The sequence below is a fragment of the Natronomonas salina genome, from assembly GCF_013391105.1.
In the GTDB taxonomy this organism is placed as follows: Archaea; Halobacteriota; Halobacteria; order Halobacteriales; family Haloarculaceae; genus Natronomonas; species Natronomonas salina.
The window spans coordinates 674152-696966 of sequence record NZ_CP058335.1; the positions used below are offsets into that span (position 1 = coordinate 674152).

29 protein-coding genes are annotated in these 22815 nt (G+C 63.1%); 12 read left to right on the forward strand and 17 right to left on the reverse strand.

Features of this window, described 5'->3' with window-relative positions; all coding sequences use genetic code 11:
• Positions 1-546 precede the first annotated feature (546 nt).
• Together HWV07_RS03755 and HWV07_RS03760 are read left to right on the forward strand one after the other, a co-directional pair.
• Positions 547-831 carry a hypothetical protein gene (locus HWV07_RS03755; protein WP_178333013.1) on the forward strand — a complete coding sequence of 95 codons (285 nt, stop codon included), beginning with the start codon at positions 547-549 and terminating at the stop codon, positions 829-831.
• Positions 831-2117 (forward strand): hypothetical protein, encoded by a 1287-nt coding sequence (locus HWV07_RS03760; RefSeq protein WP_178333014.1) that lies wholly within the window; start codon positions 831-833, stop codon positions 2115-2117. The genes HWV07_RS03755 and HWV07_RS03760 overlap by 1 nt, the downstream gene beginning before the upstream one ends.
• A 47-nt stretch (positions 2118-2164) precedes the next feature.
• Here HWV07_RS03760 and HWV07_RS03765 read toward each other — a convergent pair whose 3' ends face one another.
• The 3 genes from HWV07_RS03765 to HWV07_RS03775 all read right to left on the reverse strand — a co-directional run bounded on the left by HWV07_RS03765 (position 2165) and on the right by HWV07_RS03775 (position 4613).
• Positions 2165-3427 (reverse strand): ABC transporter permease, encoded by a 1263-nt coding sequence (locus tag HWV07_RS03765; RefSeq protein ID WP_178333015.1) that lies wholly within the window; start codon positions 3425-3427, stop codon positions 2165-2167.
• A complete protein-coding gene (locus HWV07_RS03770; protein WP_178333016.1) occupies positions 3424-4188 on the reverse strand; it encodes an ABC transporter ATP-binding protein in 765 nt (254 codons plus the stop codon). Before HWV07_RS03770 ends, HWV07_RS03765 begins: the two co-directional genes overlap by 4 nt.
• A gap of 173 nt (positions 4189-4361) precedes the next feature.
• A complete protein-coding gene (locus HWV07_RS03775; protein WP_178333017.1) occupies positions 4362-4613 on the reverse strand; it encodes a hypothetical protein in 252 nt (83 codons plus the stop codon).
• A 474-nt stretch (positions 4614-5087) separates the two neighbouring features.
• Between HWV07_RS03775 and HWV07_RS03780 the strand changes: the two genes are divergently transcribed.
• The 3 genes from HWV07_RS03780 (at position 5088) to HWV07_RS03790 (ending at position 7843) form a co-directional block, all read left to right on the forward strand.
• Positions 5088-5249, forward strand: a complete 162-nt coding sequence (locus HWV07_RS03780; protein WP_178333018.1) for a hypothetical protein — start codon at positions 5088-5090, stop codon at positions 5247-5249.
• Positions 5250-5801: 552 nt separating this feature from the next.
• The gene (locus HWV07_RS03785) at positions 5802-7193 is read left to right on the forward strand and encodes a cytochrome P450 (protein ID WP_178333019.1); all 1392 of its coding nucleotides are present in this window, start codon (positions 5802-5804) and stop codon (positions 7191-7193) included.
• Positions 7194-7282: 89 nt separating this feature from the next.
• On the forward strand, positions 7283-7843 hold the full coding sequence (locus tag HWV07_RS03790; RefSeq protein WP_178333020.1) for a type II toxin-antitoxin system RatA family toxin: 561 nt from the start codon (positions 7283-7285) through the stop codon (positions 7841-7843).
• A 98-nt stretch (positions 7844-7941) separates the two neighbouring features.
• Here HWV07_RS03790 and HWV07_RS03795 read toward each other — a convergent pair whose 3' ends face one another.
• Entirely contained in the window at positions 7942-8202 is a 261-nt protein-coding gene (locus tag HWV07_RS03795; RefSeq protein WP_178333021.1) for a hypothetical protein, read from the reverse strand.
• Between the two features lie 239 nt (positions 8203-8441).
• Here HWV07_RS03795 and HWV07_RS03800 point away from each other — a divergent pair, with 239 nt between their 5' ends.
• The gene (locus HWV07_RS03800) at positions 8442-8717 is read left to right on the forward strand and encodes a helix-turn-helix transcriptional regulator (protein ID WP_178333022.1); all 276 of its coding nucleotides are present in this window, start codon (positions 8442-8444) and stop codon (positions 8715-8717) included.
• A gap of 183 nt (positions 8718-8900) precedes the next feature.
• Here the strand turns inward: HWV07_RS03800 and HWV07_RS03805 are convergent, their stop codons facing one another.
• On the reverse strand, positions 8901-9182 hold the full coding sequence (locus HWV07_RS03805) for a HalOD1 output domain-containing protein (protein ID WP_178333023.1): 282 nt from the start codon (positions 9180-9182) through the stop codon (positions 8901-8903).
• Between the two features lie 319 nt (positions 9183-9501).
• On the opposite strand from HWV07_RS03805, the gene HWV07_RS03810 reads away from it, so the two are divergent.
• Positions 9502-9846, forward strand: a complete 345-nt coding sequence (locus tag HWV07_RS03810) for a DUF7344 domain-containing protein (RefSeq protein WP_178333024.1) — start codon at positions 9502-9504, stop codon at positions 9844-9846.
• Positions 9847-10018: 172 nt separating this feature from the next.
• Here HWV07_RS03810 and ddfA read toward each other — a convergent pair whose 3' ends face one another.
• Positions 10019-10333 carry a DdfA family disk-determining factor gene (gene ddfA, locus HWV07_RS03815; RefSeq protein WP_246279825.1) on the reverse strand — a complete coding sequence of 105 codons (315 nt, stop codon included), beginning with the start codon at positions 10331-10333 and terminating at the stop codon, positions 10019-10021.
• A 294-nt stretch (positions 10334-10627) separates the two neighbouring features.
• Here ddfA and HWV07_RS03820 point away from each other — a divergent pair, with 294 nt between their 5' ends.
• From HWV07_RS03820 to HWV07_RS03835, 4 genes are all read left to right on the forward strand, one after another.
• On the forward strand, positions 10628-10954 hold the full coding sequence (locus tag HWV07_RS03820; protein ID WP_178333025.1) for a hypothetical protein: 327 nt from the start codon (positions 10628-10630) through the stop codon (positions 10952-10954).
• Between the two features lie 174 nt (positions 10955-11128).
• Positions 11129-12052, forward strand: coding sequence for an ABC transporter ATP-binding protein (locus HWV07_RS03825; RefSeq protein ID WP_178333026.1), 924 nt, complete (start codon positions 11129-11131; stop codon positions 12050-12052).
• Entirely contained in the window at positions 12049-12867 is an 819-nt protein-coding gene (locus HWV07_RS03830; RefSeq protein ID WP_178333027.1) for an ABC transporter permease, read from the forward strand. The genes HWV07_RS03825 and HWV07_RS03830 overlap by 4 nt, the downstream gene beginning before the upstream one ends.
• 629 nt (positions 12868-13496) lie before the next feature.
• The gene (locus HWV07_RS03835) at positions 13497-15068 is read left to right on the forward strand and encodes a sensor histidine kinase (RefSeq protein WP_178333028.1); all 1572 of its coding nucleotides are present in this window, start codon (positions 13497-13499) and stop codon (positions 15066-15068) included.
• Positions 15069-15213: 145 nt separating this feature from the next.
• On the opposite strand, the gene HWV07_RS03840 is transcribed toward HWV07_RS03835, so the two are convergent.
• From HWV07_RS03840 to HWV07_RS03870, 7 genes are all read right to left on the reverse strand, one after another.
• A complete protein-coding gene (locus tag HWV07_RS03840; RefSeq protein WP_178333029.1) occupies positions 15214-15690 on the reverse strand; it encodes a MaoC/PaaZ C-terminal domain-containing protein in 477 nt (158 codons plus the stop codon).
• On the reverse strand, positions 15690-16970 hold the full coding sequence (gene paaK, locus HWV07_RS03845) for a phenylacetate--CoA ligase PaaK (RefSeq protein ID WP_178333030.1): 1281 nt from the start codon (positions 16968-16970) through the stop codon (positions 15690-15692). The genes HWV07_RS03840 and paaK overlap by 1 nt, the downstream gene beginning before the upstream one ends.
• A 281-nt stretch (positions 16971-17251) precedes the next feature.
• Entirely contained in the window at positions 17252-17419 is a 168-nt protein-coding gene (gene paaE, locus HWV07_RS03850) for a 1,2-phenylacetyl-CoA epoxidase subunit PaaE (RefSeq protein ID WP_178333031.1), read from the reverse strand.
• Entirely contained in the window at positions 17416-17838 is a 423-nt protein-coding gene (paaD, locus tag HWV07_RS03855) for a 1,2-phenylacetyl-CoA epoxidase subunit PaaD (RefSeq protein ID WP_178333032.1), read from the reverse strand. Before paaD ends, paaE begins: the two co-directional genes overlap by 4 nt.
• Complete coding sequence (gene paaC, locus HWV07_RS03860) at positions 17831-18652, reverse strand: 1,2-phenylacetyl-CoA epoxidase subunit PaaC (RefSeq protein WP_178333033.1); 822 nt, start codon at positions 18650-18652, stop codon at positions 17831-17833. Before paaC ends, paaD begins: the two co-directional genes overlap by 8 nt.
• Position 18653: 1 nt before the next feature.
• The gene (locus HWV07_RS03865; RefSeq protein WP_178333034.1) at positions 18654-18986 is read right to left on the reverse strand and encodes a phenylacetic acid degradation protein PaaB; all 333 of its coding nucleotides are present in this window, start codon (positions 18984-18986) and stop codon (positions 18654-18656) included.
• A 2-nt stretch (positions 18987-18988) separates the two neighbouring features.
• Positions 18989-19930, reverse strand: a complete 942-nt coding sequence (locus HWV07_RS03870; RefSeq protein WP_178333035.1) for a Phenylacetic acid catabolic protein — start codon at positions 19928-19930, stop codon at positions 18989-18991.
• Between the two features lie 83 nt (positions 19931-20013).
• Here HWV07_RS03870 and HWV07_RS03875 point away from each other — a divergent pair, with 83 nt between their 5' ends.
• Positions 20014-20649 carry a helix-turn-helix domain-containing protein gene (locus HWV07_RS03875; protein ID WP_178333036.1) on the forward strand — a complete coding sequence of 212 codons (636 nt, stop codon included), beginning with the start codon at positions 20014-20016 and terminating at the stop codon, positions 20647-20649.
• Between the two features lie 3 nt (positions 20650-20652).
• Here the strand turns inward: HWV07_RS03875 and HWV07_RS03880 are convergent, their stop codons facing one another.
• The 4 genes from HWV07_RS03880 to HWV07_RS03895 all read right to left on the reverse strand — a co-directional run bounded on the left by HWV07_RS03880 (position 20653) and on the right by HWV07_RS03895 (position 22759).
• Positions 20653-21522, reverse strand: a complete 870-nt coding sequence (locus tag HWV07_RS03880; protein ID WP_178335981.1) for an amidohydrolase family protein — start codon at positions 21520-21522, stop codon at positions 20653-20655.
• A 107-nt stretch (positions 21523-21629) separates the two neighbouring features.
• Positions 21630-22052 (reverse strand): hypothetical protein, encoded by a 423-nt coding sequence (locus HWV07_RS03885; protein ID WP_178333037.1) that lies wholly within the window; start codon positions 22050-22052, stop codon positions 21630-21632.
• Positions 22039-22251: a Z-ring associated ZapG family protein gene (locus HWV07_RS03890; RefSeq protein WP_178333038.1), complete on the reverse strand. Its 213-nt coding sequence runs from the start codon at positions 22249-22251 to the stop codon at positions 22039-22041. Before HWV07_RS03890 ends, HWV07_RS03885 begins: the two co-directional genes overlap by 14 nt.
• 121 nt (positions 22252-22372) lie before the next feature.
• Positions 22373-22759 carry a hypothetical protein gene (locus HWV07_RS03895; protein WP_178333039.1) on the reverse strand — a complete coding sequence of 129 codons (387 nt, stop codon included), beginning with the start codon at positions 22757-22759 and terminating at the stop codon, positions 22373-22375.
• Between the last annotated feature and the right edge of the window lie 56 nt (positions 22760-22815).

A 22815-nucleotide genomic window follows, 5' to 3' on the forward strand; every position in this document is an offset into this window, starting at 1 on the left:
CGGTAGGCTCGGGCGCTCACGCCCGTCAGAACCCGGATACCGTCTCTCAGAAGGCGGTGTTGAATCCACCCGTTCAACGCAGTCACAAAGGCTATACCCCAGGTGTTCACAGGTTGGTTAGCATCGATGGTCCCCAACACGCGACGACGCTTCCTCCACGTAGCGACGGCCGTCGCCGGCGGTCTGGCAGGGTGTAGCCAGTTTACCGGCGGTGAGACACGATCTTCCGGATCGGCCTCCGAGAACGGTGCGTCGAACTTCTCGAACGACACTACCGATACGGATCCGCCGACGGTGCTCCTCCGGTCCGAGTCGGACGTTCCACCGATCTACCTTGAGGGAACCGGCGACAACTACTGGAATGCAGCCCGAGATCGCCGGGTCATCGGAATCCGGAACGAAGTGATCGGTTCGCCGTCGAGTGCTGAGGCACTCACAGTCGCCGCTGAGGCCGACGCCGAGTCGGTCGATCGGTTCGTCTCCGAGACGGATTTCGAGAGCGAGACACTGTATCTCGAGGTGAATCAGGTACGGTCTTGCTTCCGATTGGATCTCTGTCGGATCACGTGGCGGTCCGACGAGGTCCAGACGTACTACGTCAGGAACCTCCGGTCGTACGACGAGCGCTGCTCGACCGATAGCCACGCGTACGAGTCGCGGCTCGTCCGCCTGCCGGTCGCACTCGACGAGGGGTCCGTGACCGGCTCCGGTTCGTCGATCAGCGGCGGCGGCGAGTGCGGCGGTTCGGGTCCGAGAGGAGCCGAGGGCGGTCGGGAGAGCGGTACCACGACCCCGACCCCGGAAGCGTCGACAGACGGGGGTGACGAGTGATGCGGGAGACGTCAGCGACTCGGCGCGGCGTGCTGGCGGCTGCTGGCGGCGCGCTGCTCGCTGGCTGTAGCGGCCTCGACGAGTTCGGAGAATCGTCCGACGAGGAGATTCGGTCCTCGCGACTCCCGGACCTCACCGACGACGGCGAGTCCCAGCCGGTCGTCGTCGAGACGATGCCGATCGAGATCGAACGGACGGTACTCGCCGAGCGAGTCCAGCGCACGACGGACCTGCTGGCGACGCTCCCGATGTCGTTCGGCGCCGACGACGTCCCCAACGGCTACGTCCGGAAGCAGCTGATCGAGGCCGCCGAGGACGCATCCGAATATATCCAGGACGCCCGCACCGCACAGAGCCGGCTCACAGCCATGCGTTCGCTCCAGCGGGCTCGCTCGGAGGCCCGGTTCGCTGCTGCCGGCTGGGGGTTCGTCGAAGACGGCACCACCGAGACAGCCCGCCAGAGCGAACACGAAGCGGTGATTGAGGACGCCAACGCGCTCCGCTCCGACCACGCGTATCTCGGCGAGGATCCGGTCGAAGCCGTCCTGTTCCACGCCGAGGTCGAGCAACACCTCGCGTTCGTCGCCGAGAACCGATATCCCTCCGGGTCGGTGAACACGGACGAACTGCTGACGGTCGCCGAGTGGGGCGAACACACCGAGTACGCCCGGGCACGGGTCGACGACGGTCGCTACCTGTACGACCGGTTCAGGGAGTCGCTTCCCGCCGACGCCGGGTCTATCGAGGAGACGCTTACGACGGCGGGAGAGTCACTGGTCGACGAACTCCAGCGGCGGAGGTCCGACCTGCCCGCAGAGCCGACCGAGGGCGACCACGAGCTGGTGTGGCGGCTTCGCTACCGTGTCCGCGACGCTGCAGAGTCGAGTGCCAGGTACGCCGGAGACGAGCCGGGTGCAGCGAGTACGGTGTTGCGGGGTGCCGAGGGGCTCGCGGACTTCCTGGCCTACGAGCGAATCCGCGATCGGATCGACGACGGCGAGCAGTTCGGCGTCGAGGAGGCGGCCGACGTCCACGACGCGAGAGACCAGGCCGTCGAATCCGTCCGGACCGCGCTCGACGAGAGCCCACGGGCTGGGCTCGCTCGCCCGGTCCTCGCCGACGCAGCCCAGCAGATCGTCGCAGCGGACGAGGAGCTGGCCCGGTTACGCGGGACCGTCCGCCCGGCCCGACTCGACGACCCGATTCGCCGCTACGTCACCGCGACGGCCCGCGCTCGGAGCGTCCCGGCGGCCTGCCAGGAAGTGCTCGATACGCTGACGCAGTGAGAACGGGCCAGGTCTGCGACCGGAGGGAGAATCGGATTCGGCGAGTCTCACTCGTACCGAAGGGCGTCGATCGGGTCGATTCGGGCAGCGCGCCACGCCGGGTAGAGGCCAGAGACGACCCCGACGACGATTCCGACCGCGATCGCCAGGACGACGTACTCGACTGGATAGACCAGGGGCAGGTCGACGTACCAGGCGCCGAGGTAACCAGCCGCCAGCCCGAGCACCGTCCCGAAGACGGCGCCGATCAGTCCCAGGATGACCGATTCCATGAGGAAGAGGCCGAGGACGTCGCGGTTCTGTGCGCCGACGGCCTTCATGATCCCGATCTCGCGAGTCCGCTCCGTCACCGAGACGAGCATGATGTTCGCGATCCCGATCGAGGCGACCAGCAGGGAGATGGCGGCGATGCTGACGATGAAGTTCTGCAGGAGTTCGAAGATGTCCTGGAGCTGCTGGAGGAGCTCTCGGCTCGTCTGCATCGAAATCTCGAGGTCCTCGTCGAGGTACTCGCTCGCGTCCGACTCCTCGCTCTCTAGATACGTGATCGCGGCGTCACGGGCGCGGGATACCGCCGCGTCGTCGGCCGACTCGGCCTCGACGACGATCGCGTTGAACCGGACGTCGGCGTCTTCGACATCGCCGTCGGAGGCGGCCCCGATCTGCTCGTTGTAGTACGGATCGGTCGGGACGTACAGCCGCGGGGCCTGGTCGAAGCCCTCGAAGGGACTCATCCCCTCGGACGTCTCGGTGATGCCGACCACTTCGACGCGCGTCTCCTGACCGCCGAGCAGCACCAGCGTGAGTTCGTCGCCCACCTGGATCTCCTCCTCGAACTGTCCGGCCGCAGCCGGGTTCAGCACGGCTTCTCGGTCGCCCATCTCGAACTGACGGCCCTCAGCGAGGCTGTCCGAGCGGACGTACGACGGCCCCGTCGAGATGACGCCGTCGCCGAGGACTACCCGCTCGCCCCCGGACCGGATCGCCTGGGTTCGGAGTGGCGCGTAGCCGTACGCCGCTTCGACGTCCTGCAGTTCGCCGACCGCGTTCAGGTCGCGCGCGCTGAAAACGGGCTGGGAGCCAGCGCCGGGCCCGCCCTCGGTGTCGGGGTCCGCGGCCCACCCGTAGAGGTTCCGCTGGTCGTCGGGGCTGATCTCGCCGATGACGCCGGCCTGGAGACTCGCGCCGAGCGTGACGAACGTGATCACGGCTGCGACACCGATGACGATACCGAGGACCGTCAGTCCCGACCTGAGCTTGTGGCCTCGTATCGAGCGCCACGCGAGACGGAGCGATTCGAGCGGATTCACGACGCGCCACCCGCCCCGGTTCCGTCCCCGGGCCGGTGTGTGTCATCCTGGCTCCGGACTCGGTTCGCAGCGTCGCCGGTTTCGATGCGTTCGATCTTCCCGTCGAGGAGGTGGACGACCCGTTCGGCGCGTTCGGCGACGTGCGGTTCGTGGGTCACGACGACCATCGTGGTGCCGGCCGCGTGGAACTCCCCGAAGAGGTCGAGGACCTGGGCCTCCGTCTCCGTGTCGAGGTTGCCGGAGGGTTCGTCGGCCAGCACGAGCGCCGGGTCGTTGACGAGCGCTCTCGCGAGGGCGACGCGCTGGCGCTGGCCGCCCGAGAGTTCGTTCGGCCGGTGGTCCGCCCGGTCGGCGATGCCGACCCGATCCAGTAGCGCTTCGGCCCGGTCGCGACGCGCTCGTCGCCCGACGCCCTGGAACAACTGAGGCATGGCGACGTTCTCGAGGGCCGTCAATCGGGGCATGAGATTGAACGACTGGAAGACGAAGCCGACTTCCGTCCCTCGAAGACGAGTCCGCTCGCGTCCCGAGAGCCGGCCGACGTCCTGGCCGTCGACGACGACGTCGCCTGCCGTCGGCGTGTCCAGGCATCCGACGAGGTTCATCAGCGTGGACTTTCCCGACCCGCTCGGCCCCATGATCGCGGTGTAGGACCCCCGTGGAATCTCGAGTGTCACACCATCGAGTGCGTGGACTGGTTCACCCCGCTGGTAGGTCTTCCGGACGTCCGTCAGCGCGACGGCCAGGTCCTGACTCGGCATGGAGCGGATACGACAGCGACGGCGAAAAGGGTTGATGCGAATTACCTCGGCGAGAGTCCCCTAAGAAGCCGTACCGGTACGCCTAACGGGGCCTGTTCTCGTCGGTTACTCCCGACGGCTGGACTGTCAATATTGGGTGCTCGTGAACTAGATTCCCGAAGTGTGACCGTCGATTAGCTGTCGCCTCGATTCCCGTCGACGTGTTCGACGAAATCGCGCTCCCGTTCGGCTCGTTCGAGGGTCCGCAACCCCACGATATCGATCGCTTCGTCGCGAGAGCGCTCGCCGTCGAGGTACTCCTCGATGACGACCTCCTGCCAGAGTGCCTCGAGCCCTCGATCCAGTGCCGCTTCGCGGATCTCCGATTCTGGGACGTCGCGCGCATCCGCGATGGCCTGGAGCCGGTCGGAAGTCTCGAGTCCCATAACGTTCGATAGGTGACGCTTAGCTATAAATCCATGTCCGGGAGCCCCCTACCACAGAACCGCCTTCCGTATTCGTGTCTCCCGTAGGCTGTTGTTCCCCGAGGAACACACACGATGTTGTCCCTCACGTGGTGTCAGTTAGCTTATCTGTCTCTCCCCGGTATACTGGATATCCGATCTGTCGGGCCGGTCGTCTGCCGACACTAGCATCCGACGTTATCGGACTCCCGGAAACTCGACATGAGATACTCGATACGACCCCCTGCCGGAGACGAGTTTGGCCTCGATACGGTTCGACCGTGTCCAGACGACCCCCAACACCACGACGACTTCGTCGGACGTTCGGTAGAATTGTCGGCGCTCACCCTCGAGGAACCCCTCGCCGATATCACCCCTACAGCGGAAGACCCAAATCCGGGATACCGGACGGACGGTAGCGAGTCGCGCACCGAGTCCCGAGGAGGCTCACTATAGATGTCGGAGGAACAACGTCGGCCAAACGTCGAGGTCGTCTGTCTCGAATGTCACTTCTCGGAGGTCGTCGAGAAGTGCGGCGGGCGGCCGGCGAATCTGATCATCGAACACGGTCGGGACACCGGACATAAACTGACGACCGAAGAGGTGGGCCTCGAATAGTCGACCTCTCGGCGTTAGGGGCGGAAATTGAACTGGCCCGGGTGTTCAGTTCGTTCCCTCTATCGTCGGTCTGGGAAGAGCCGGGGTGTACCTGTGGTCCTGAGTCGGTCAGAAAGCTTATACGAAACTCCCACCCCGATAGCGATAACCGCGCCGAAGAAATCCGTCCCGTGGACCACCACGGCGGCGGGCCGGGTAGGGGTACTCGGCGGCGCGGGCCGAATCCGATTTCTTCGCCAGCGGGAAGCAAACAACACAAATCGAACTAGCGACGGGTGGAGGTTGATAGTCGCTGGATTCGACGGGGGCACCGGCAGGTAGGCTATCGGTCCGGGCCGGCGTGATAAACACCCACACATCCGATGCCGTACGCTGATTGGAGTCGCGGTAGTCCCGTGAGTACGGTCGCACAGTCGAGGGTCGAGTGAAGATACCCAGCCGGTGTTGACGGACGGGACCCAGACGGGAAGACCCGGCCGTAGGACACCCCCTGCACGTCCCTCGAGCGCCAGTCGCCCAGTAACCGAATTCCACGACCGAAACCGACCCACGATGTCACGACAACACGGTCCGCCGGCCGACTCGTCTTCGATCCCCACCCCGAGCAACGCCGGACTGCTCAAGCACGTCGCTCGAATCGTCAGTACCGACACGGCGCCGATGCTAGAGGAGCTCCGCGAACAGTACGGGCGGATCGTCCGGATCCAGATGCCGACCGACGATGCCGCCACGTACCTGCTCGCCGACCCGACCTACGTGCAGCAGGTCCTCGAGTCGAACCAGGCCAACTACCGCAAGGCCGAGATCTACCGTGACGAACTGGGGAAGATCTTCGGGCGCGGACTCCTCACGAGCGAGGGCGACCACTGGAGCCGACAACACCGCCTCATCCGCCCGATGTTCACCTCGGACAGCGTGCAGTCGTTCACGGAACTCATCGCCGAGCAGACCGACGCGATGTGCGACCGCTGGCAGGAGCACGCCGACCGGGGTGAGCCGATCCAGCTGCTCCCGGAGATGGAGCGCGTGACGCTCCGCATCATCGGGAAGGCGATGTTCAGCACGGACATGGAGGGCCACGCCGAGGACATCGCCGAGTCGCTCCAGGTGCTACGGCGGGAGTTCCAGCGACAGACGAACCGGATCCGACCGACCGTGCCGGAGTGGGTTCCCACACCCCACAACCAGCAGGTGAAGGCCGCTCGTGACCAGTTGAACACGGTCGTCTACGGGTTGATCGAGGACCGCCGTGGACAGGCCGACGAGTACGACGATCTCCTCTCCGCGCTCATGGCTGCGCGCGAGGACGAGACGGGCGAGCGGATGGACGACGAGCAGATCCGCGACGAACTCATGACGTTCCTGCTCGCCGGCCACGAAACCACTGCGGCGGCGCTCACGTGGACGTGGTACCTGCTGGTTCGCAACCCCGAGATACACGAATCGCTCCACGCCAGCGTCGACGGACACGCCGGGAGCGAACAGGGATCACCCGCGTTGGGCGGGGACGACCCGTCGTACGCCAAGCAATGCGTCCAGGAGGCGATGCGCATCTACCCACCGGTTCCGGTCTTCGTCCGGGAAGCCCGCAAACCCGACATCATCGGCGGATACGAGATTCCGTCCGGAAGCGAGGTGCTCCTGAGTCAATACGTCGTCCACCGCGACCCCGAGTACTGGGAGGCACCGACGGAATACCGACCGGAACGATTCACACCCGGAGCTGCAGCCGACCGGCCCGCCTACAGTTACTTCCCGTTCGGCGGCGGCCCTCGCATGTGCATCGGGCGGCAGTTCGCGCTGCTGGAAGCCCAGATGGTCCTCTCCCGCGCGGTCGAGCAGTACCGCCTCGAACTCGATTCACCCGCCGTCGAGCCGGGCGTCGATTCCGCCGTGACGATGGTTCCCGACGAGCCGCTGGAGATGCAGGTCGACGAGTGGTGACCTTTCACGATTGACCCGCTAGGTGTCTGCGTCGGAGCGGTTCGAGGCCGAATCCTGATACGTGTCCCAGTCGATTCGTCTAGTGATTGATGGAACGGCTCAAGCTCAGCACGATCGTCTACGCGCCGCCGCAGGACGTCTACGACGTCCTCATCGACTTCGAGGACTACCCGAAGTACACCGAGTACGTCAACGACGTCGAGCGTCGAGGTGACGGTGGCGAGGGAACCGAGTTCGGCATCTCGTTCGGCTGGTGGAAACTCACCTACACCGCCTGGTCGAAGGTCACCGAGCTGGACGAGCCACACAAGATCGCCTGGAAACTCACGAAGGACATCGATGCGGAAGGCAGCTGGCTCATCGAGGACGTCACGGACGACGTCGACGAGGATGCCGAGGCGGCGACGCGGGTCACGATCGACGTCCAGTTCCAGGTCTCGAAGTCCGGCTCGAAGATCCTCGACCTCCCGAAGTTCGTGAGTTTCGGGTGGGTCGTGGACCGGGTGAAGCCGTTGATCTTCAAGGAAGCGCGCTCGGTCCTCCGGAACCTCGTGTACGAACTCGAGGGGGAACGCAGGACACCCGAACTGACGATTCACGAGACGCCTCGACACGTCACCGCCGCCGAACTGAGAGAGATATCCGGTTAGGGCGATTCGACGGCGAGCGTTCGACAGACGGTCCATCGGACCGAGAGGTGCAGGGAGATCTTCAATCGAGGGTACTCGGTCGCCTCACCGAGCCTCCATCACTCGGAGGGCTGGTACTTGATATCTCCTCGGCTGACGGCTGCTCGGACGAGGAGTATCGTCGCTACCGCGGCGACCACGATCGACGGCCAGTACGGGATCACCATCCCCGAGAGGTGGTTCACGAGATAGGTCAGGAGAACCAGGAGTCCACCGATGCAGATGAAGGTGATAGTGGAAGCGACCACGATTCCTCCCCACCAGACACCTTTGCTCTCGCCTTCGAACGGGAATAGATCGGTCGAATCGTCAGGTGCCATCGTTCTGCTCGACCGGGTTCTCTCCCGGCAGGGGCATCGGTATTGCGGTCGTTCGAACCGTCGCAATGCAAGCCTCGTGACACTCTTCGAACAGGCCGGACGTCGTTCAGATCGCCACCGTCCTCTGTGCCCTTCTTTCGTGAAACCGCCGTGCGTAGAACGGAGATAACTACCAGACGCCATCTCGCGTTCTCGTGAACACTCGCTATCTTTAACACGGACTAGTCAGACCACCAAGCATGCACGACCTGACAGGATTCCAGCGTGATCTGCTCTACGTCGTCGCGGGACTTGACGAACCCCACGGATTAGCGATCAAAGACGAACTCGAGGACTACTACGAGAAGGAGATCCACCACGGCCGCCTCTACCCCAACCTCGACACGCTCGTCGAGAAGGGGCTCGTCGAGAAGAGCCAGCGTGACCGCCGGACGAACCAGTACACCACCACCCGCCGAGGCAAGCGGGAACTCGATGCCCGTACCGAGTGGGAAGCCCAGTACATCGACCGCTGATTCCCCTCCACGAACGGTCCTCCCGCTTCGGTTCAAGACCTATCGAGCGTCTCTTCGGTCTATTACTGTCGCTCGTCGTGCTGTCTAGAGCTACCTCTGTCGACATGTTACGTTGGCGTTCACACCGCAAGGAGAACAGTCGAGGGTGGACCCGGTGGAATCGCTAATTTCGATGGCGCGTTCTCAGTTCGATCCATCCGTCTGTTTCACTCTGACGTAGACTTCGTCGTCGGATTCGATGGTGACCTGATAGCCCTGATACTCGAATTCGACGCTGATCGTCCCTTCCGGACGATCGTCCGCTGCAGACGCAAAGAGGCCTTCTACAGCGTCGATATCGATGATGGAGTAGAGGGGCGGCTGTAGTTCGAGCGGATCGACGCCCTCCATGATCGCTATCCGCTTCACGACCCGAGTGGTTATCGAGTCTACATTTATCGACTGTGAGTCGTCGTCGTTCGGCATCTACTCCAAGGGTGACGAGGCAGTATAAATACTTCGTGGAAATAATCCTAAGTTATCTCCAGTAAATATAATCAATCGAAGGACCCGACCAGTTTCAGGACGACGTTCTCTTGCGGGGCGTCGGTTATTGAGCCGGGAGCCAGCAGCTGACAGCCCCCTTCGCGACCCTGCGGTGATTCCATTCGAAGCTTCCTCACGGTGGCTTTCAGATATTCCGGAAGGAAGAGATATACTCGCAGATTATTTCAGGAAATATATCGGCAGTTGGACCAAAACAAAAATGGTCCCTCCAGTCCACTGGTTCAGCAACCTCAACTAGATGGCTAGAGTCGATTATCTGGACGAAATCCTGCACGCTCTCGCCGACCAGCAGCGCCGCTACGCCCTCTACTATCTCCAGGAAGCGGACGACGAGGTAGATGTAGAATCGCTCGTCCGGCAGGTCGACGCCTGGACCACCGGGAAACCCGTCGCTGACCTCACCGACGACGAACTCCAGCCATTGCTCGTCGAATTCCGCCACAACCACCTCGAGGCGCTGCGAGAGGCCGGCTGTATCGAGTACGACGAACGTAGTGGCGTGGTCCGGTACCGGGACCCTCCACGGATTCTCGAAGCAGTCTTGAACGTACTCGCTCCCATCGAACACCCCGAGCGGAACTGAACCAAGCCGGGGCATCCGTCACGCTACGTTGGGAAGTGCGGCGGAAGCAACTGTACAGATTACATCCGGATCGGTAGAGTCACGTGAATCTCGAGTGGCTGCGAAAGGCTATAGGAGAAATCACAGCCTGACGACAACCTTCCGAAAACTCGGCCGTCGTGACAATGACTCGCTACTCGAGGGAGATGACGCGGTCGACGCCGTCCGACGCGGCCGGCGCGGGGGTGACCGTGACCTCGCCGTTGCCGCGGACGTGAACCTCGCAGTCGGCCATCTCGAAACTCAGCTGGGTGATCGACGACCCGGCGCCGGTGTGGTCGAAGAGCTGGTCCAGTGCGTCGGGGTCGATGCTCTCGTACAGCGGGTCGAGATCGAGCGGAGAGACCTCTTTTGCATCTGCGACTGCGGCGATGACCGTCTCACTGACGGTCTCGTCGCTGGAGGTCGTTCGTACCGTGTCGCCGAGTGTGCCCGTCATCGTATCCATACTATCAATGTATACCCTTGGGGGATAGGTGCTGTTTCAATACCCGTAGTATTCCGGCTCAAGTGGGCACTACATATGTAGTGTACGTCCCGGCCACCGAATCGCTGTCCTGGATCGATTCGAGAACTCGAGCAACGTATTCGCGTGCCCCGACAGCAATCAATTTCGTGGCTTCCCTGGTCTCAGGAGCGCTCGGGCCGATTCTGGAGAGACTATCTCGTTCCGTCGAATCCTCCCAGTCCCAATCACCTCCGAAGGGCTATGTTTTTACTTCGGGGGGGCGTCGTTCGTGGTGTGGCTGCACATAGCTCTCAGAGTGGAGGCGACGATAGTACCGACCTCCCCGAGGTCGTGCCGTTCGACCTCCCTCATCTCACACGGTTGAGCTGGGAACTGGGCTCTCGCGTCGTCGAAGACGAGGAATCCACGCTCCAGAGCAGGTGGGAACACGACCGGCTGGCGTGGCTGCTATCGATCTTTCGTGTGACGGACAATACGGTCATCCTGTGCGTCCGAACGCCGACGGGCAGGGAACGGTTCTACGGGGCCGCCCAATCGGACCTGAACATCGCCTTCCGAAAGCTCGCTGCAGCCCCGTCCTGGCGACCACGCAGCGAGTGAGTGCCGTGCCGGAGTGGCCAGACCAGTACCACATTCAGATATACTCTGGCCAGAGCTTTACACCGGTATGCGTCGTTCCCGATCTCGTACTCTCGTTCGGTAGGCGACCCGATCGTAAACCGTGTTTAAAGACGCCCCCCGAAGTATTATTTCAGCGGCGTTTGATCGGTAGCTATGTCGACAGGCCCTCCAGCCGCCGTCGAGTTCGATAGCGTCACCAAACAGTACGACGGGGTGACAGCCCTCCGGAACCTCTCCCTCACCGTCCAGCAGGGCGAAATCTACGGGTTCCTCGGACCGAACGGCGCCGGAAAGTCGACGTCGATCGGCCTCGCCCTCGATTTCGTCCGTCCGACGAACGGCTCGGTTACGGTTCTCGGTCACGATGCCCAAGCGGCCAGCTTGCAGGTTCGCGAACGCGTCGGCTTCCTCTCGGACGACTTCGAGGTGTACGACCGGTTGACCGGCCGTCAACACGTCTCCTTCGCTATCGAGGCGAAGGGCGCCGACGATGACCCGGCAGCGCTCCTGGATCGCGTCGGCCTCGAGGAAGCGGCCGATCGAGCGGCTGGCGGCTACTCGAAGGGCATGAAACAGCGACTCGGCCTCGCGACGGCGCTCGTCGGTGACGCCGACCTCCTCATCCTCGACGAGCCGTCGACCGGCCTGGACCCGAACGCGGCCCGGGAGATGCGCGAGATAATCCGCGCCGAGAACGAGCGGGGAGCCACCGTGTTCTTCTCGTCACACATCCTCGAACAGGTGGACGCCATCTGTGATCGCGTCGGTATCCTCCGGTCCGGCGAGCTCGTCGCGGAAGACACGGTCGACGGCCTCAGAGAGACCGTCGGCGGCGACTCCCAGCTACGGCTTACCGTCGACACGGTCCCCGACGGCTTGCTCGAGGCGGTACGGAACGTATCCGGCGTCTCCGACGTCAGCCTGGACGCCGGCGACGTCGTCGCGGTCTGCCGACCGGACGCCCGGCGAGACGTCATCGACGCCGTCGAATCGACCGGGGCGACCGTCGAACAGTTCGAGACGGAGGAGATCTCGCTGGAAGCGATGTTCGCCGCATACACGGAGGGTGGAGCATGAGCTGGTTCGTCGTCGGGAAGAAGGACTTCGCCGACGCCAGCCGTTCGCGGCTCCTGTGGGTGCTCACGGCGCTGTTCGTGCTCCTCGTTGGCGGGCTCGCCTACGCCTTCGCCGCGATTCTCAGCGGCGGCGGCGAGGCAGGGAGCCTCGGATTCATCGTGTTCCTGCAGAGCGTAGCGACCTTCTTCATCTCGATCGCCGCGCTCCTGGTCGCCTACAAAGCGATCGCGGGCGAACGGGAGACTGGAACCATCAGTTTCCTGCTCGGATTGCCGGTGACGCGCCGGGATGTCGTGTTCGGGAAGGTCGCTGGCCGTAGCCTCGTGCTCACACTCTCTCTGCTGGGCGGGTTCGGCGTCGCTGCCCTGATCTTAGTGGCGCTCGGCGGTGATTTCGATCCCCTACAGTATCTACTGTTCACCCTGCTGTCCGTCTTCTACGGTGTGGCCTTCGTGAGCGTGGCTGTGACGCTCTCGTCGATTACGGCATCGTCTTCCCGCGCGGCCGCTGCAGCCATCGGGTTCTGGGTATTCGACCAGTTCTGGAGCACTGCCGTTCTCGTCGTGCTGGTGGTGGTGAACGGACTGTCGATGCCGCAGCCCCCGTTGCCGAACTGGTACCACGTCCTCGCCGGACTGGGTCCGAGCGCCGCGTACGGGAACGCCGCGGGGTACTTCCTCCCGCCCGAGTTCGCCGAACAGGTCCAGGGCCAGTTCGGCGGACTCCCAGAGTGGTATGGCCTCGTCGTGTTGGCCGTCTGGTTGGTGGTGCCACTTGTACTCGGAATCGTCCGTTTCCAGCAACTCGACCTGTGACGGACTGCTGCCGCTCGCTCGGAGAATCGTGTCGGAAGTGTGGTAAGTAAATATTCGTTGACACGGCCGAAAACCGCACGACAAGACGGGGAAAGGGCCGATGATCACCGAGGCGTTCATGCGCGACGTCGCCGCCAGCACCGCCGGCGAAGTCACGACGCCCGTTCCGCTTCCGGGTGCGTTCCCCGAGGCCGGGTACTACCCGACGAGCTAACCCGCTACGTCGGAGGTGCCGACGCCTACGCCATCACGCTCGAGAACTTCGTTCAGGTCGACGCCTACACGGCCTGATTCGGAGTGGTCTCGCAATACCCTCGGTGATCCAAGGTGCGGCCGGGAGTCGACGGTTATCTCGGCGCTGTCGAGGTGCACGTTTCCGGACGATATTGAAACGGTTCTAGGTACTTTGACCGAGCAGTCATTGTCCACCGGTGAAAGATAGAATTGACGGCCAATCCCGGTTACCTGCCATAAATAACCACAGGCCGTCATTCTGAAACCTCACACTGGTCAGTGTACCCGAGACCGACCGAATAGGTAATAGGGTGATTCCAGCGCAGCGAGACTGAATCAGCCGAACGATCGAACCTGCGTAAAGCCCTTGTTTGTCAATACATTGAGTAGAACTAATGACGGACCCGGAGACGCCGAGTGAACCCGCTCTTCAAAGTTCTCCAGAAGCGGTCTTGGAGCGGGTAACCGACGCTGTCTACGAGCTCGACGAAGACTGGCAGTTCACGTATTGCAACGACCAGGCTGAAACCCTGTTCCAGCGAGACCGAACGGATATCCGTGGGGAATCTATCTGGGAGGAGTTTCCCAGATTGACCGACTCGCTGTTCCAGTGGGAACACGAGCAAGCGATGGAGACCCAGGAAGCTGTCACGTTCGAGACGCACTATCCGCCGCAGGACGGGTGGTTCGAGATCCGTGCCTATCCCTCTGAAACCGGACTTTCAGTGTACGTACGCGACATCACTGACCCGGATGACCGTCAGCAGGAAGTCGAGAAACGGGAACAAGCGCTTCGACGTGCCAACGAGATAATGGCGGCCGCAGACCAGCCGTTCTCCCAACAGATAGATTCGCTCCTCGAAGTCGTCCGAACGACGGTCGGTACCAAGTTTGCGACGCTCTCACGGGTCAATGAAGATGCTGGTGAGTACATCTTCGAACACGTGGCCGCGCCGGAAACGGTCGACCTCGAAGCGGGTGACACGACACCGCTGGAGACCCTTCCCAACTGCTCACGCGTCGTCGAGACTGCGGAGACGCTCGTCCTGCAGGACGTGCAGTCCGAGGCACCGGAACTGGTCGACCCCGAGTGGGGGATCGCCTGTTATCTCGGGACACCGGTCATCGTCCATGGGGAGGTGTACGGGACGTTCTGCTTCTACGGGAACGAGGCGCGGACCGAGGCGTTCTCCGATTGGGAAGTCTCGTTCGTCGGGTTACTCAGCAACTGGGTGAGCAACGAACTCGAGCACAGGGTGTACAAGCAGGAACTCGAGGAGTCCAACGAGCGCTTAGAGCAGTTCGCCTACGCCGCCAGCCACGACCTTCAGGAACCGCTCCGGATGGTGACGAGCTACCTCCAGCTGATCGAGCGGCGGTACACCGACGAACTCGACGACGAGGCCGAGGAGTTCATCGAGTTCGCCGTCGACGGCGCCGACCGGATGCGAGACATGATAGATGGATTACTCGAATATTCGCGGGTCGAGACGCGAGGTGATCCCTTGGAACCGGTCGAGTTGGACGCCGTTCTCGAAGACGCTCGTCAGGACCTCCAGTTACGCATCGAGGAGACGGATGCAGAGATAGTCACGGGGACCCTCCCTCGGGTCAGAGGCGATGGCGATCAACTCCGGGAGGTGTTCCAGAACCTGCTGGACAACGCCATCGAGTACAGCGGCGACGAGTCACCGCGTGTCTACGTCTCGGCCGAGCGAGCGGGCGATGAGTGGGTGCTCTCGGTTCGCGACGAGGGCGTCGGTATCGATCCTGCGGACGCCGACCGTGTCTTCGACGTGTTCGAGAGCCTCCATACGCAGGAGGAAGGCGGGGGGACGGGAATCGGACTGGCGCTAAGTGAGCGAATCGTCGAACGCCACGGCGGCGATATCTGGGTCGAGCCCGACTCTCGCGATGGGACGACGTTCGCGTTTACACTGCCGGTAGCAGACGAGCCCGATAACTGAACGCCCTGAATCGACCGATTCAGAAATGGGACGGTTCAAGCGCGACGAGACTGAAACAGCCGCCAGAACGTGTCCGCTCAGCATGCTCGAAAGGTCGGTAGGGTTCTCCTGCTACGTCGAACCGAGTGAAGGGCCTGTGTCAGCGCTACTCGTCGCCGTAATGGCTCCGCTTCTTGAACATGAACTTCATATCGCCCTCGAAGACGCTCTCTCCGTCCTGGTTCGTCGTTAGCGCATCGATGACGACGAGACCAGCGTCCTCACGGGATTCGAGATCGCGCTTCTCCGCCACTTCGAACTCCGCGGAGATGGTGTCGTCGACGTACACCGGGTTCTGGAGGTCCATGTAGTTCATCCCGAGAAACGCGATAACGCGGCGTTCGACGAACCCGCAGCGGTGGACGAACCCGGTCGTGAGCACGAACGTCAACGGACCGTGACCGATACGCGCGCCGTACGGGCCGTCCTCGGAGTACTCGTCGTTCGTGTGAATCTCTTCCCAGTCACCCGACACCGAAGAGTACATCTCCAGGGTCGCGCTCGTCACAGTCCGCCCGGCGCTCTCGAACGTCTGTCCCTCCTCCAACTCCTCGAAGTAGTGCGGTTCGTAGGTGATCGACATTATCGGTGGTCGTACACTCGCTGGACTTTGCCGGTTGCCTGTCGCTCGATGCCTGCGGGCGAAGCGATCTTCACATCGTCGGGCGAGACGTCGAGGGTCGAATCGAGTGTCTCCCGGACCCGCCGTTCTACCGCCTCGGCGTCCGCGTTCTCCCGGCGTTCGATGGTGAGTTCGAGCGTGTCCAGCTGGCCCTCTCGACGGATGTCGATGCGGTACTGTGGAGCGACGCCTTCCAGGTCGAGGACGACGGACTCTATCTGGCTGGGATACACGTTGATGCCACGGACGACCAGCAGGTCGTCGGTGCGGCCCCGGACGTTCTCCATGCGGGCGTGGGTCCGTCCACAGTCGCAGGGCTCGCGGGTCAGCGACGTGATATCGCCGGTGCGGTATCGCAAGACGGGCAGCGCGTCTTTCGAGAGTGTCGTCAATACGAGTTCGCCCCGCTCGCCGTCGTCTACGGGCTCGCCCGTCTCGGGATCGACCACCTCGGGGAGGAAGCGATCCTCCCAGATGTGGAGTCCGTCCTGCGCGGCAGCACACTCCATGGCGATGCCGGGGCCGATTATCTCCGAGAGACCGTAGATATCGACGGCGGTGACCCCGAGTTCGTGCTCTATCTCCTCGCGCATCGGTTCTGTGAACGGTTCCGCCCCGATGATGACCGTCTCCAGCGGCAGTTCCCGGACGTCGACGCCCTGCTCGCGGGCCGTCTCCGCGAGGTACAGCGCGTACGAGGGCGTGCAGGTGAGCGCGTCGGACTCGAGGTCCTGCATGAACTCTATCTGCCGGTCCGTGTCGCCTCCGCCGATGGGGATGATGCCCGCGCCGAGTTCTTCTGTTCCGGTCTGTACGCCCAGGCCGCCGGTGAACAGGCCGTAGCCGTAGGCATTCTGCACGATGTCGTCCGGCGTGACGCCGGCCGCCACGAGCGAGCGGGCCATCACCTCTCGCCACACCTGCATGTCCTTGTCGGTGTAAGCGACGATCTTCGACTTGCCCGTGGTGCCGGAGGAGGCGTGGATGCGCTCGATGTCCGAGTGGTCGACGGCGAACAGGCCGTCGGGGTACTCCTCGCGGAAGTCCTCCTTCGTCGTGAAGGGCAACTCGCGGATGTCGTCGAGTGAGTCGATGTCGTCCGGCGCGACGTCAGCCTCCTCGAGTCGTTCGCGGTAGAACGGGACGTTCTCGTATGCGTTGCGGACCGTCTCGCGGAGGCGATCGGTCTGCAGCCCCCGGAGATCGTCCCGGGAGACAGCCTCCACGTCTTGATATGGCATATCACGAATATAGGGGGATGCTTGTAAAGAGATTCACCCGTCCACTTGTCGGTTTTATAAGGTCGCGATAGCTGCCCTCCTCCAGCTCCGAAACGAGACTCCCTCTTCGGTCGAACTGTCGTGTATTGCAATCCAGGGAATCCCGGCTAGCCAGGTGCTGCCGAAGCGGGCGTGTCGCTGGCGCTACAGACAGGGAGCAGAACTATCAGAAGTTCGGCAGCGTCCGTATGGCCGTAGTTACGCGATCTTCGAAAGGTGGATTCAGCGACTGGTCTATCCGGCTATCCCATCGCCTCGAACGGCTCGTCGCAGTCGTTGCAGTAGTGGATAGAGCGGCAGAGGGACGGCCCCTTCGGATGGTCTCGATCGGTGTTCGTCCCGTCGCAGTACGGACACGCCGCCGGGGTGTCCGCTTCGGTGTCCGTGGAGGGGTCGGGCTGCCGTCTCATATGCTCACCCCGAAGTCGCGGAGCGACTCCTTGCCCGCCTCCGTCACGAGGTTGAGGTTCCACTCCGGCGACCAGACGAGTTCCACCTCGGCCGAGTCTACTCCCGCGGCGCGCTCGGCAGCCTCGACGACGTCGTCCTGCAACATCGAGCGGGCCGGACAGCCCGTGTAGGTGAGGGTCATCGTCACCTTCGCCTGTCCATCCTCTACCGAGACGCCGTAGATGAGCCCGAGGTCGACGACGGAGACGGGCATCTCGGGGTCCTCGACCTCGTACAGTTCCTCCCAGACGCGCGGCTCGATGCCCGTCGCGTTCTCCCCGGTCGCGGGGAGCTCCTCCGGGTCGACGCCGTGGTCGTACTCGGTGTACCCGCAGTACTCCGGGCCGAACTCGTCGGCGTCGTCGGGGGCTTCAGACATCGGCCTCGTCGGGGTCCGCCATCAGTTTCGCCGGCTCGCGGCCGAGCATCTCGTAGGTGTACGTGAACTCGTCGTAGAGCCCCTGCCAGTCGTCGGTGTGGGACCCGTCGCGACCACGCACGTCCGGGAGCTCCGGGTCCGGCACCGTCATGCCGAGCCCCTCGAGGAACGGCGTCGTGATAGCGAGCCAGTCCTCGCGGAGTTCCGACAGCGGCGCCGTGCGGACGCCGAGGTCGACGATGTCGTCCTCGTGTTCGGTCGGCGCGAACATCGTCTGGGCGTGCGGGTAGAGGCGGTCGAGCGCCGACTGGAGGCGCTGGATGGCCTCGCTGGAGGCGTCCTTCCCCTCGGTCAGCCGCTCCAGCCAGTTACTCGTGTGGTCGCGGTGGTAGTGCTCCTCGCCGAGGACCTTCCCGACACGGTCCGCGATGCGCGGGTAGCTGGTGTCCTCGAGGGCCTCGAGTCGCAGGCGCTCGAAGTGGTCGTACAGGTAGCCACGGAGCACGCAGTCGGCCCAGTCTCCCGTCTCGAAGGCGAGTTCGGCCATCGTCGTGTGCCGGAAGTCGGACGGATCACGCTCCCAGATGAGATCGGGTTCCTCGTAGCCGAAGTCCTCGAGCAGGTCGTACCAGAGCCGCGCGTGGCCGTACTCGTCCTGCGCGATGTTGGCTACGGCGAGGTCCGCCTCCAGCGTGGGGCCCCGCACCTGCCAGTCGATGTAGCGTTCGGCCATCACGAACTCGTCGTCGGCGAGACACTGGAGTTCGGCCTCGACGGCTGCGCGTTCGCGGTTGGATAGGTCGTCGGGGTTCATCTCAGTTCTCACCCGCGGCTTTCTTGCGGTTGTCTTCGGCCTCCTTCTGTTCGGCCTCGCTCTCCTCGATCTCCTCGGCCATCTCGCCGGTCGAGTAGTTCGTCGCCCAGCGGTACTCCTTCTGTGTGAGCCCGCCCATCGCCACGTCGTGCTCGTCGGCGTCGACGGTCTCGATCTCCTCCTTGGGAACGACCCACAGCGAGTTCGCGGGCTTCCGGCGCGCGTGCATGATCTGGGCGTACTGTGTCGCCAGTTCGGCGTTCGGCGCGTGGACGTCGCCGACGTGGCTGTGGTAGTCCTTCGGCTTCTCTTGGCGGAATACTTCCCAGCGCATGGTCAGTCGGCCGCGGCGCTTGTCGCGCCTGCGGCGGGGGAGTCGTCCGTAATCGCTTCGCGCACCCACTCGACGGCCGCCTGGCGGCGCTCGCGTTTGTGTATCTGCTCGGCGCCAGGGGGGTACTCGTTCTGTGACACCGCGCCGAACTCCTCCCAGTCGAGGTCCGACTCCTCGACGTGGTAGCGCTCCTCGTACTCGTCGTACTCGATACGGGGGGTCTCCGGGATCTCGAGGCCGTACTTCTCGGCCTTCGACAGATAGGCGTTCAGGAACGCCGTCCGCAGGTCGTCGTTGCTCATCGTCTTCAGGCCCACGTCCATCGCGAACCCGCCGTGGACCGACTGGTCGTTCGTGGGGCCGAAGAACTGCAGGATGCGCGGCCACCACTTGTCGAACGCCTCCTGGAGGAGTTGTTGGTCGCGCCTGCTCCCCGTCGCGATCTCACCGAGGATGCTCTCGCCGTGTTTGATGTGGAAGCCCTCCTCGAAGCAGATCTTGTCGATGGCGTGGGCGTACGGCTCCCACGACGTCCGCTTGAGCGTCGCCTGCCGGCGCATCGCCGCACCGTCGACGAAGAACATGATCATCGGCAGCTCGTACCAGTTCTGGATGGGGTAGTGGAAGCAATTGAGGAACTTCCCCTCCCCGTTCTCGAGTTCGGCCAGCATCTCCTCGCGCGTCTTCACGCCGAGGTTCTCAGCTGCACGGTACAGCAGTTGGCCGTGGCCGATCTCGTCCTGGACCTGCGCGCTCACGGCAAGTTTCCGGTCCAGACTCGGTGCCTGGCGGATGAACGGACGCTCGATGTACGCGCCCATGATCTCGGAGTTCGCGTGGAACTGGATCATCCGGGTCGCCGCCTCGCGGTACTCCTCGGGCATGTCGTCGCCAGGCCCGAACTCTCGCGGTCCGGCCCGTGACTTGACCTGTTCTAGGTCCATACTCCCCGCTTTCGACGCCACGAACGTAGCAACTCACCCGCACATAGCGCGGGTTTAAATGATGCTGTCGCCAATTGTGCATCATGATCGCCGAGTGTCTCGTCGTCGAGTTCCGGGTGACCGGCGACGAGTGCCCCCTCGCGGACGCATCGCGGGAAACGGGCGCGGCCATCGACGCACGCCCGCCGCTTCGACGCGCGGACGGGAATACGCTGCTCCAGTTCAGCACCGAGGATCCGGCGGTCGGCGAGGTACTCGACGCCGACGAGCGTGTCCGACCGCTCCACCAGTCGCGCGCGAACGGGCGGTACAACTACCGCTGTCTCTCCAAGCACCGATGCATCGTCAACGACCTCGTCGACGTCGGCTTTCTCGTGGACTCGACCCACTACGACGCCGGGACCGAGCGGTACGTGGGCGCAGTCGTCGGCCGCGACGTGCTCAAAGGGGTACTGGAGGCCGCGGGCGAGACGTTCGGCGTCAAACTCGAGCGCATCTCTCCGCTGGACGACAGCGACGACGAGCCCGTGGCGAAGCGGTGGGACGTGACACCCGCACAGGAGGCGGCGGTGCGAGCCGCCATCGAGAGCGGCTACTTCGAGGTGCCCCGAGCAGCGACGGCGGGTGAGGTAGCGGCGGAGCTCGACATCTCGAAGTCGGCGTTCCTCGAACGACTGCGCCGGGCAGAGGAGTCGCTACTCAGACAGATCGTCGGGTGACGACTACAGCCCGAGGAACTGTTCGGCGTTCTCCCAGAGCAACTTTCGCTGAACGGACTCGTCGAAGCCGAGGTCGGCGAACTGTTCCAGCCACGGCCCCGGCTCGATCATCGGATAGTCGGTCCCGAACATCACCTTGTCCTGGAGGACCGTCCGGGCGTAGTGGAGTACCTGGTCGTCGATGTAATCGGGCATCCACCCCGAGAGGTCCATGTAGACGTTCCCCTTCTGCTGGCAGACCGCGAGCTTTTCCTTCTCCCACGGGAACGCCGGGTGCGCGAGCAAAATCTCCATCTCGGGGTGTTCTGCGGCCACGTCGTCGACGAGCATCGGGTCGCCGTGCTTGACCTTCAGTCCGCGACCACCCGGCGCACCGGCGCCGAGCGTGGAGTTGCCGCCGTGGAACACCACCGGGACGTCGAGGTCCTCGATCGTGTTCCAGAGGTGGTCGTGGCGGTCGGCGGACGGGTCGAATCCCTGGGCTATCTGCTGGAACTTGAACCCCGAGAGGTCGAGGTCCTCCACACAGCGGATCGCCTCCTGCACGCAGTCGTCTTTTAGAGGGTCCACACTCCCGAATGCGACGAAGAAGTCGTCGTGCTCGTCGCGGACCTCGGCGACGTAGTCGTTGGGCACGGGTGGGTTCCCGGTATTGGTCTCGGCGTCCCAGCCGAGTAGAATCGCCCGCCCGACGCCGGCTTCACGGTACTCGGCGATCATCTCGTCGTACGTCGCTGTTTCCATCTCGGCGCCGAACTTCTCCGCGGCGTCTTGCATCATCTGCCCGCCGGCATCCTCCAGGAACTCCTTCGTCGGCTGGTGAGCGTGGGTGTCGATGGCGCGTGGCCCGTCTTCGGCGGCGAGTACGTCTATCACGGTACACCATAGCACCCCTGGTGGCAAAAACTGCGGCGGTTCCGGTACCGTCGATGGTTTCGGGGTCGGGCTACTGAATCAGTTGATAGACTGAGTCGGCTTAGTCACCGATTTATCGCCCATCGTAGCGCAACTCCCACCCCGAACGCGAGTGTACCGAGGAGAACAGCAGTCGGCACCCAAAATCCTGCCACCCCAACTCCGACTAACGAGAGGGGTAATGCAACCGGGACTGTCTCCCCAGAGGCGATGAGGGCCTCTGTATATAGTATCGGAGCAGACACTGGGGCGAAGACCAGTACCCAACTGATGAGCAACCCGCTGTTCCGATACGCGGATACACTCGCCAGAGCGACACCGGCTACGATGAGGAGATAGAGGCCGCCGATAGTATCGGGTACGGAGAACAGCTCGTGGCTACTGATGAGGGTGAGGGAGAGGACAAACAGCCCGAGAGCGCCGAGTACGCTCTTCTTCGCGAGGTCGGGGTCGACTCCGACGAGATGATTCCGCTTACTGTTCGTCATCCAATTCCCTCTGTAACTCTCGTACCTCCTGTTCCAGCTCCTCGATGCGTTCATCGCTATCACGTCCAGTGTAGAGATCAAGGACGCCGACGATGAAGGCGATGAACAGTCCGACGAAACCCCCGATCGGGCCGCCCAGCACGAAACCGAAAATACCGGCTGCACCCGGTAGAACACCGAGGGCGACGAAGTCATTCATATCTTTCCTGCAGTCTGTCGACAAATAAACGTTGAGGACGTGGATTCCCGCACGTCGTAGAGTCCATCTATTGACCGACAGCTGACTACCTTTGCCGGATGAACTACGGATTCGGGAACGGTCAGAGTTCGTCACCCTGTGAGGTGAGGTATTGACGTATGTCGTGACCGAGGAAGCCAGAGAGAAACGCGGTCGCGTATGCCAGTGCAAAGATGAACGGAACGTCTAAACTCTCATCGTGACCACGCCACCCGAATCCGAACACAAGTATAACGAACGTAGCCGCAAAGGCAAGGATTCCAAACAGACCCGTATTGAGCCGGATGTATCTTGCTGCGAGAAACGACAGAATAGCGATTGGAATCAGCAATATCAGTACTTCAAACGGCGGTTCGATGGACTGCACCCATGATGCAGGCAGCAGCCAGATGAGGCTATTCAACACCAGTACGGCACCAACAACGAATCCCGTAGCGATGACCCACCCCCGATGATCCTTCGTATCCATCTATAGCCGATAAATATTCGACCCGATACGTGGTAAAATTTCCCTCCATTCGGTAT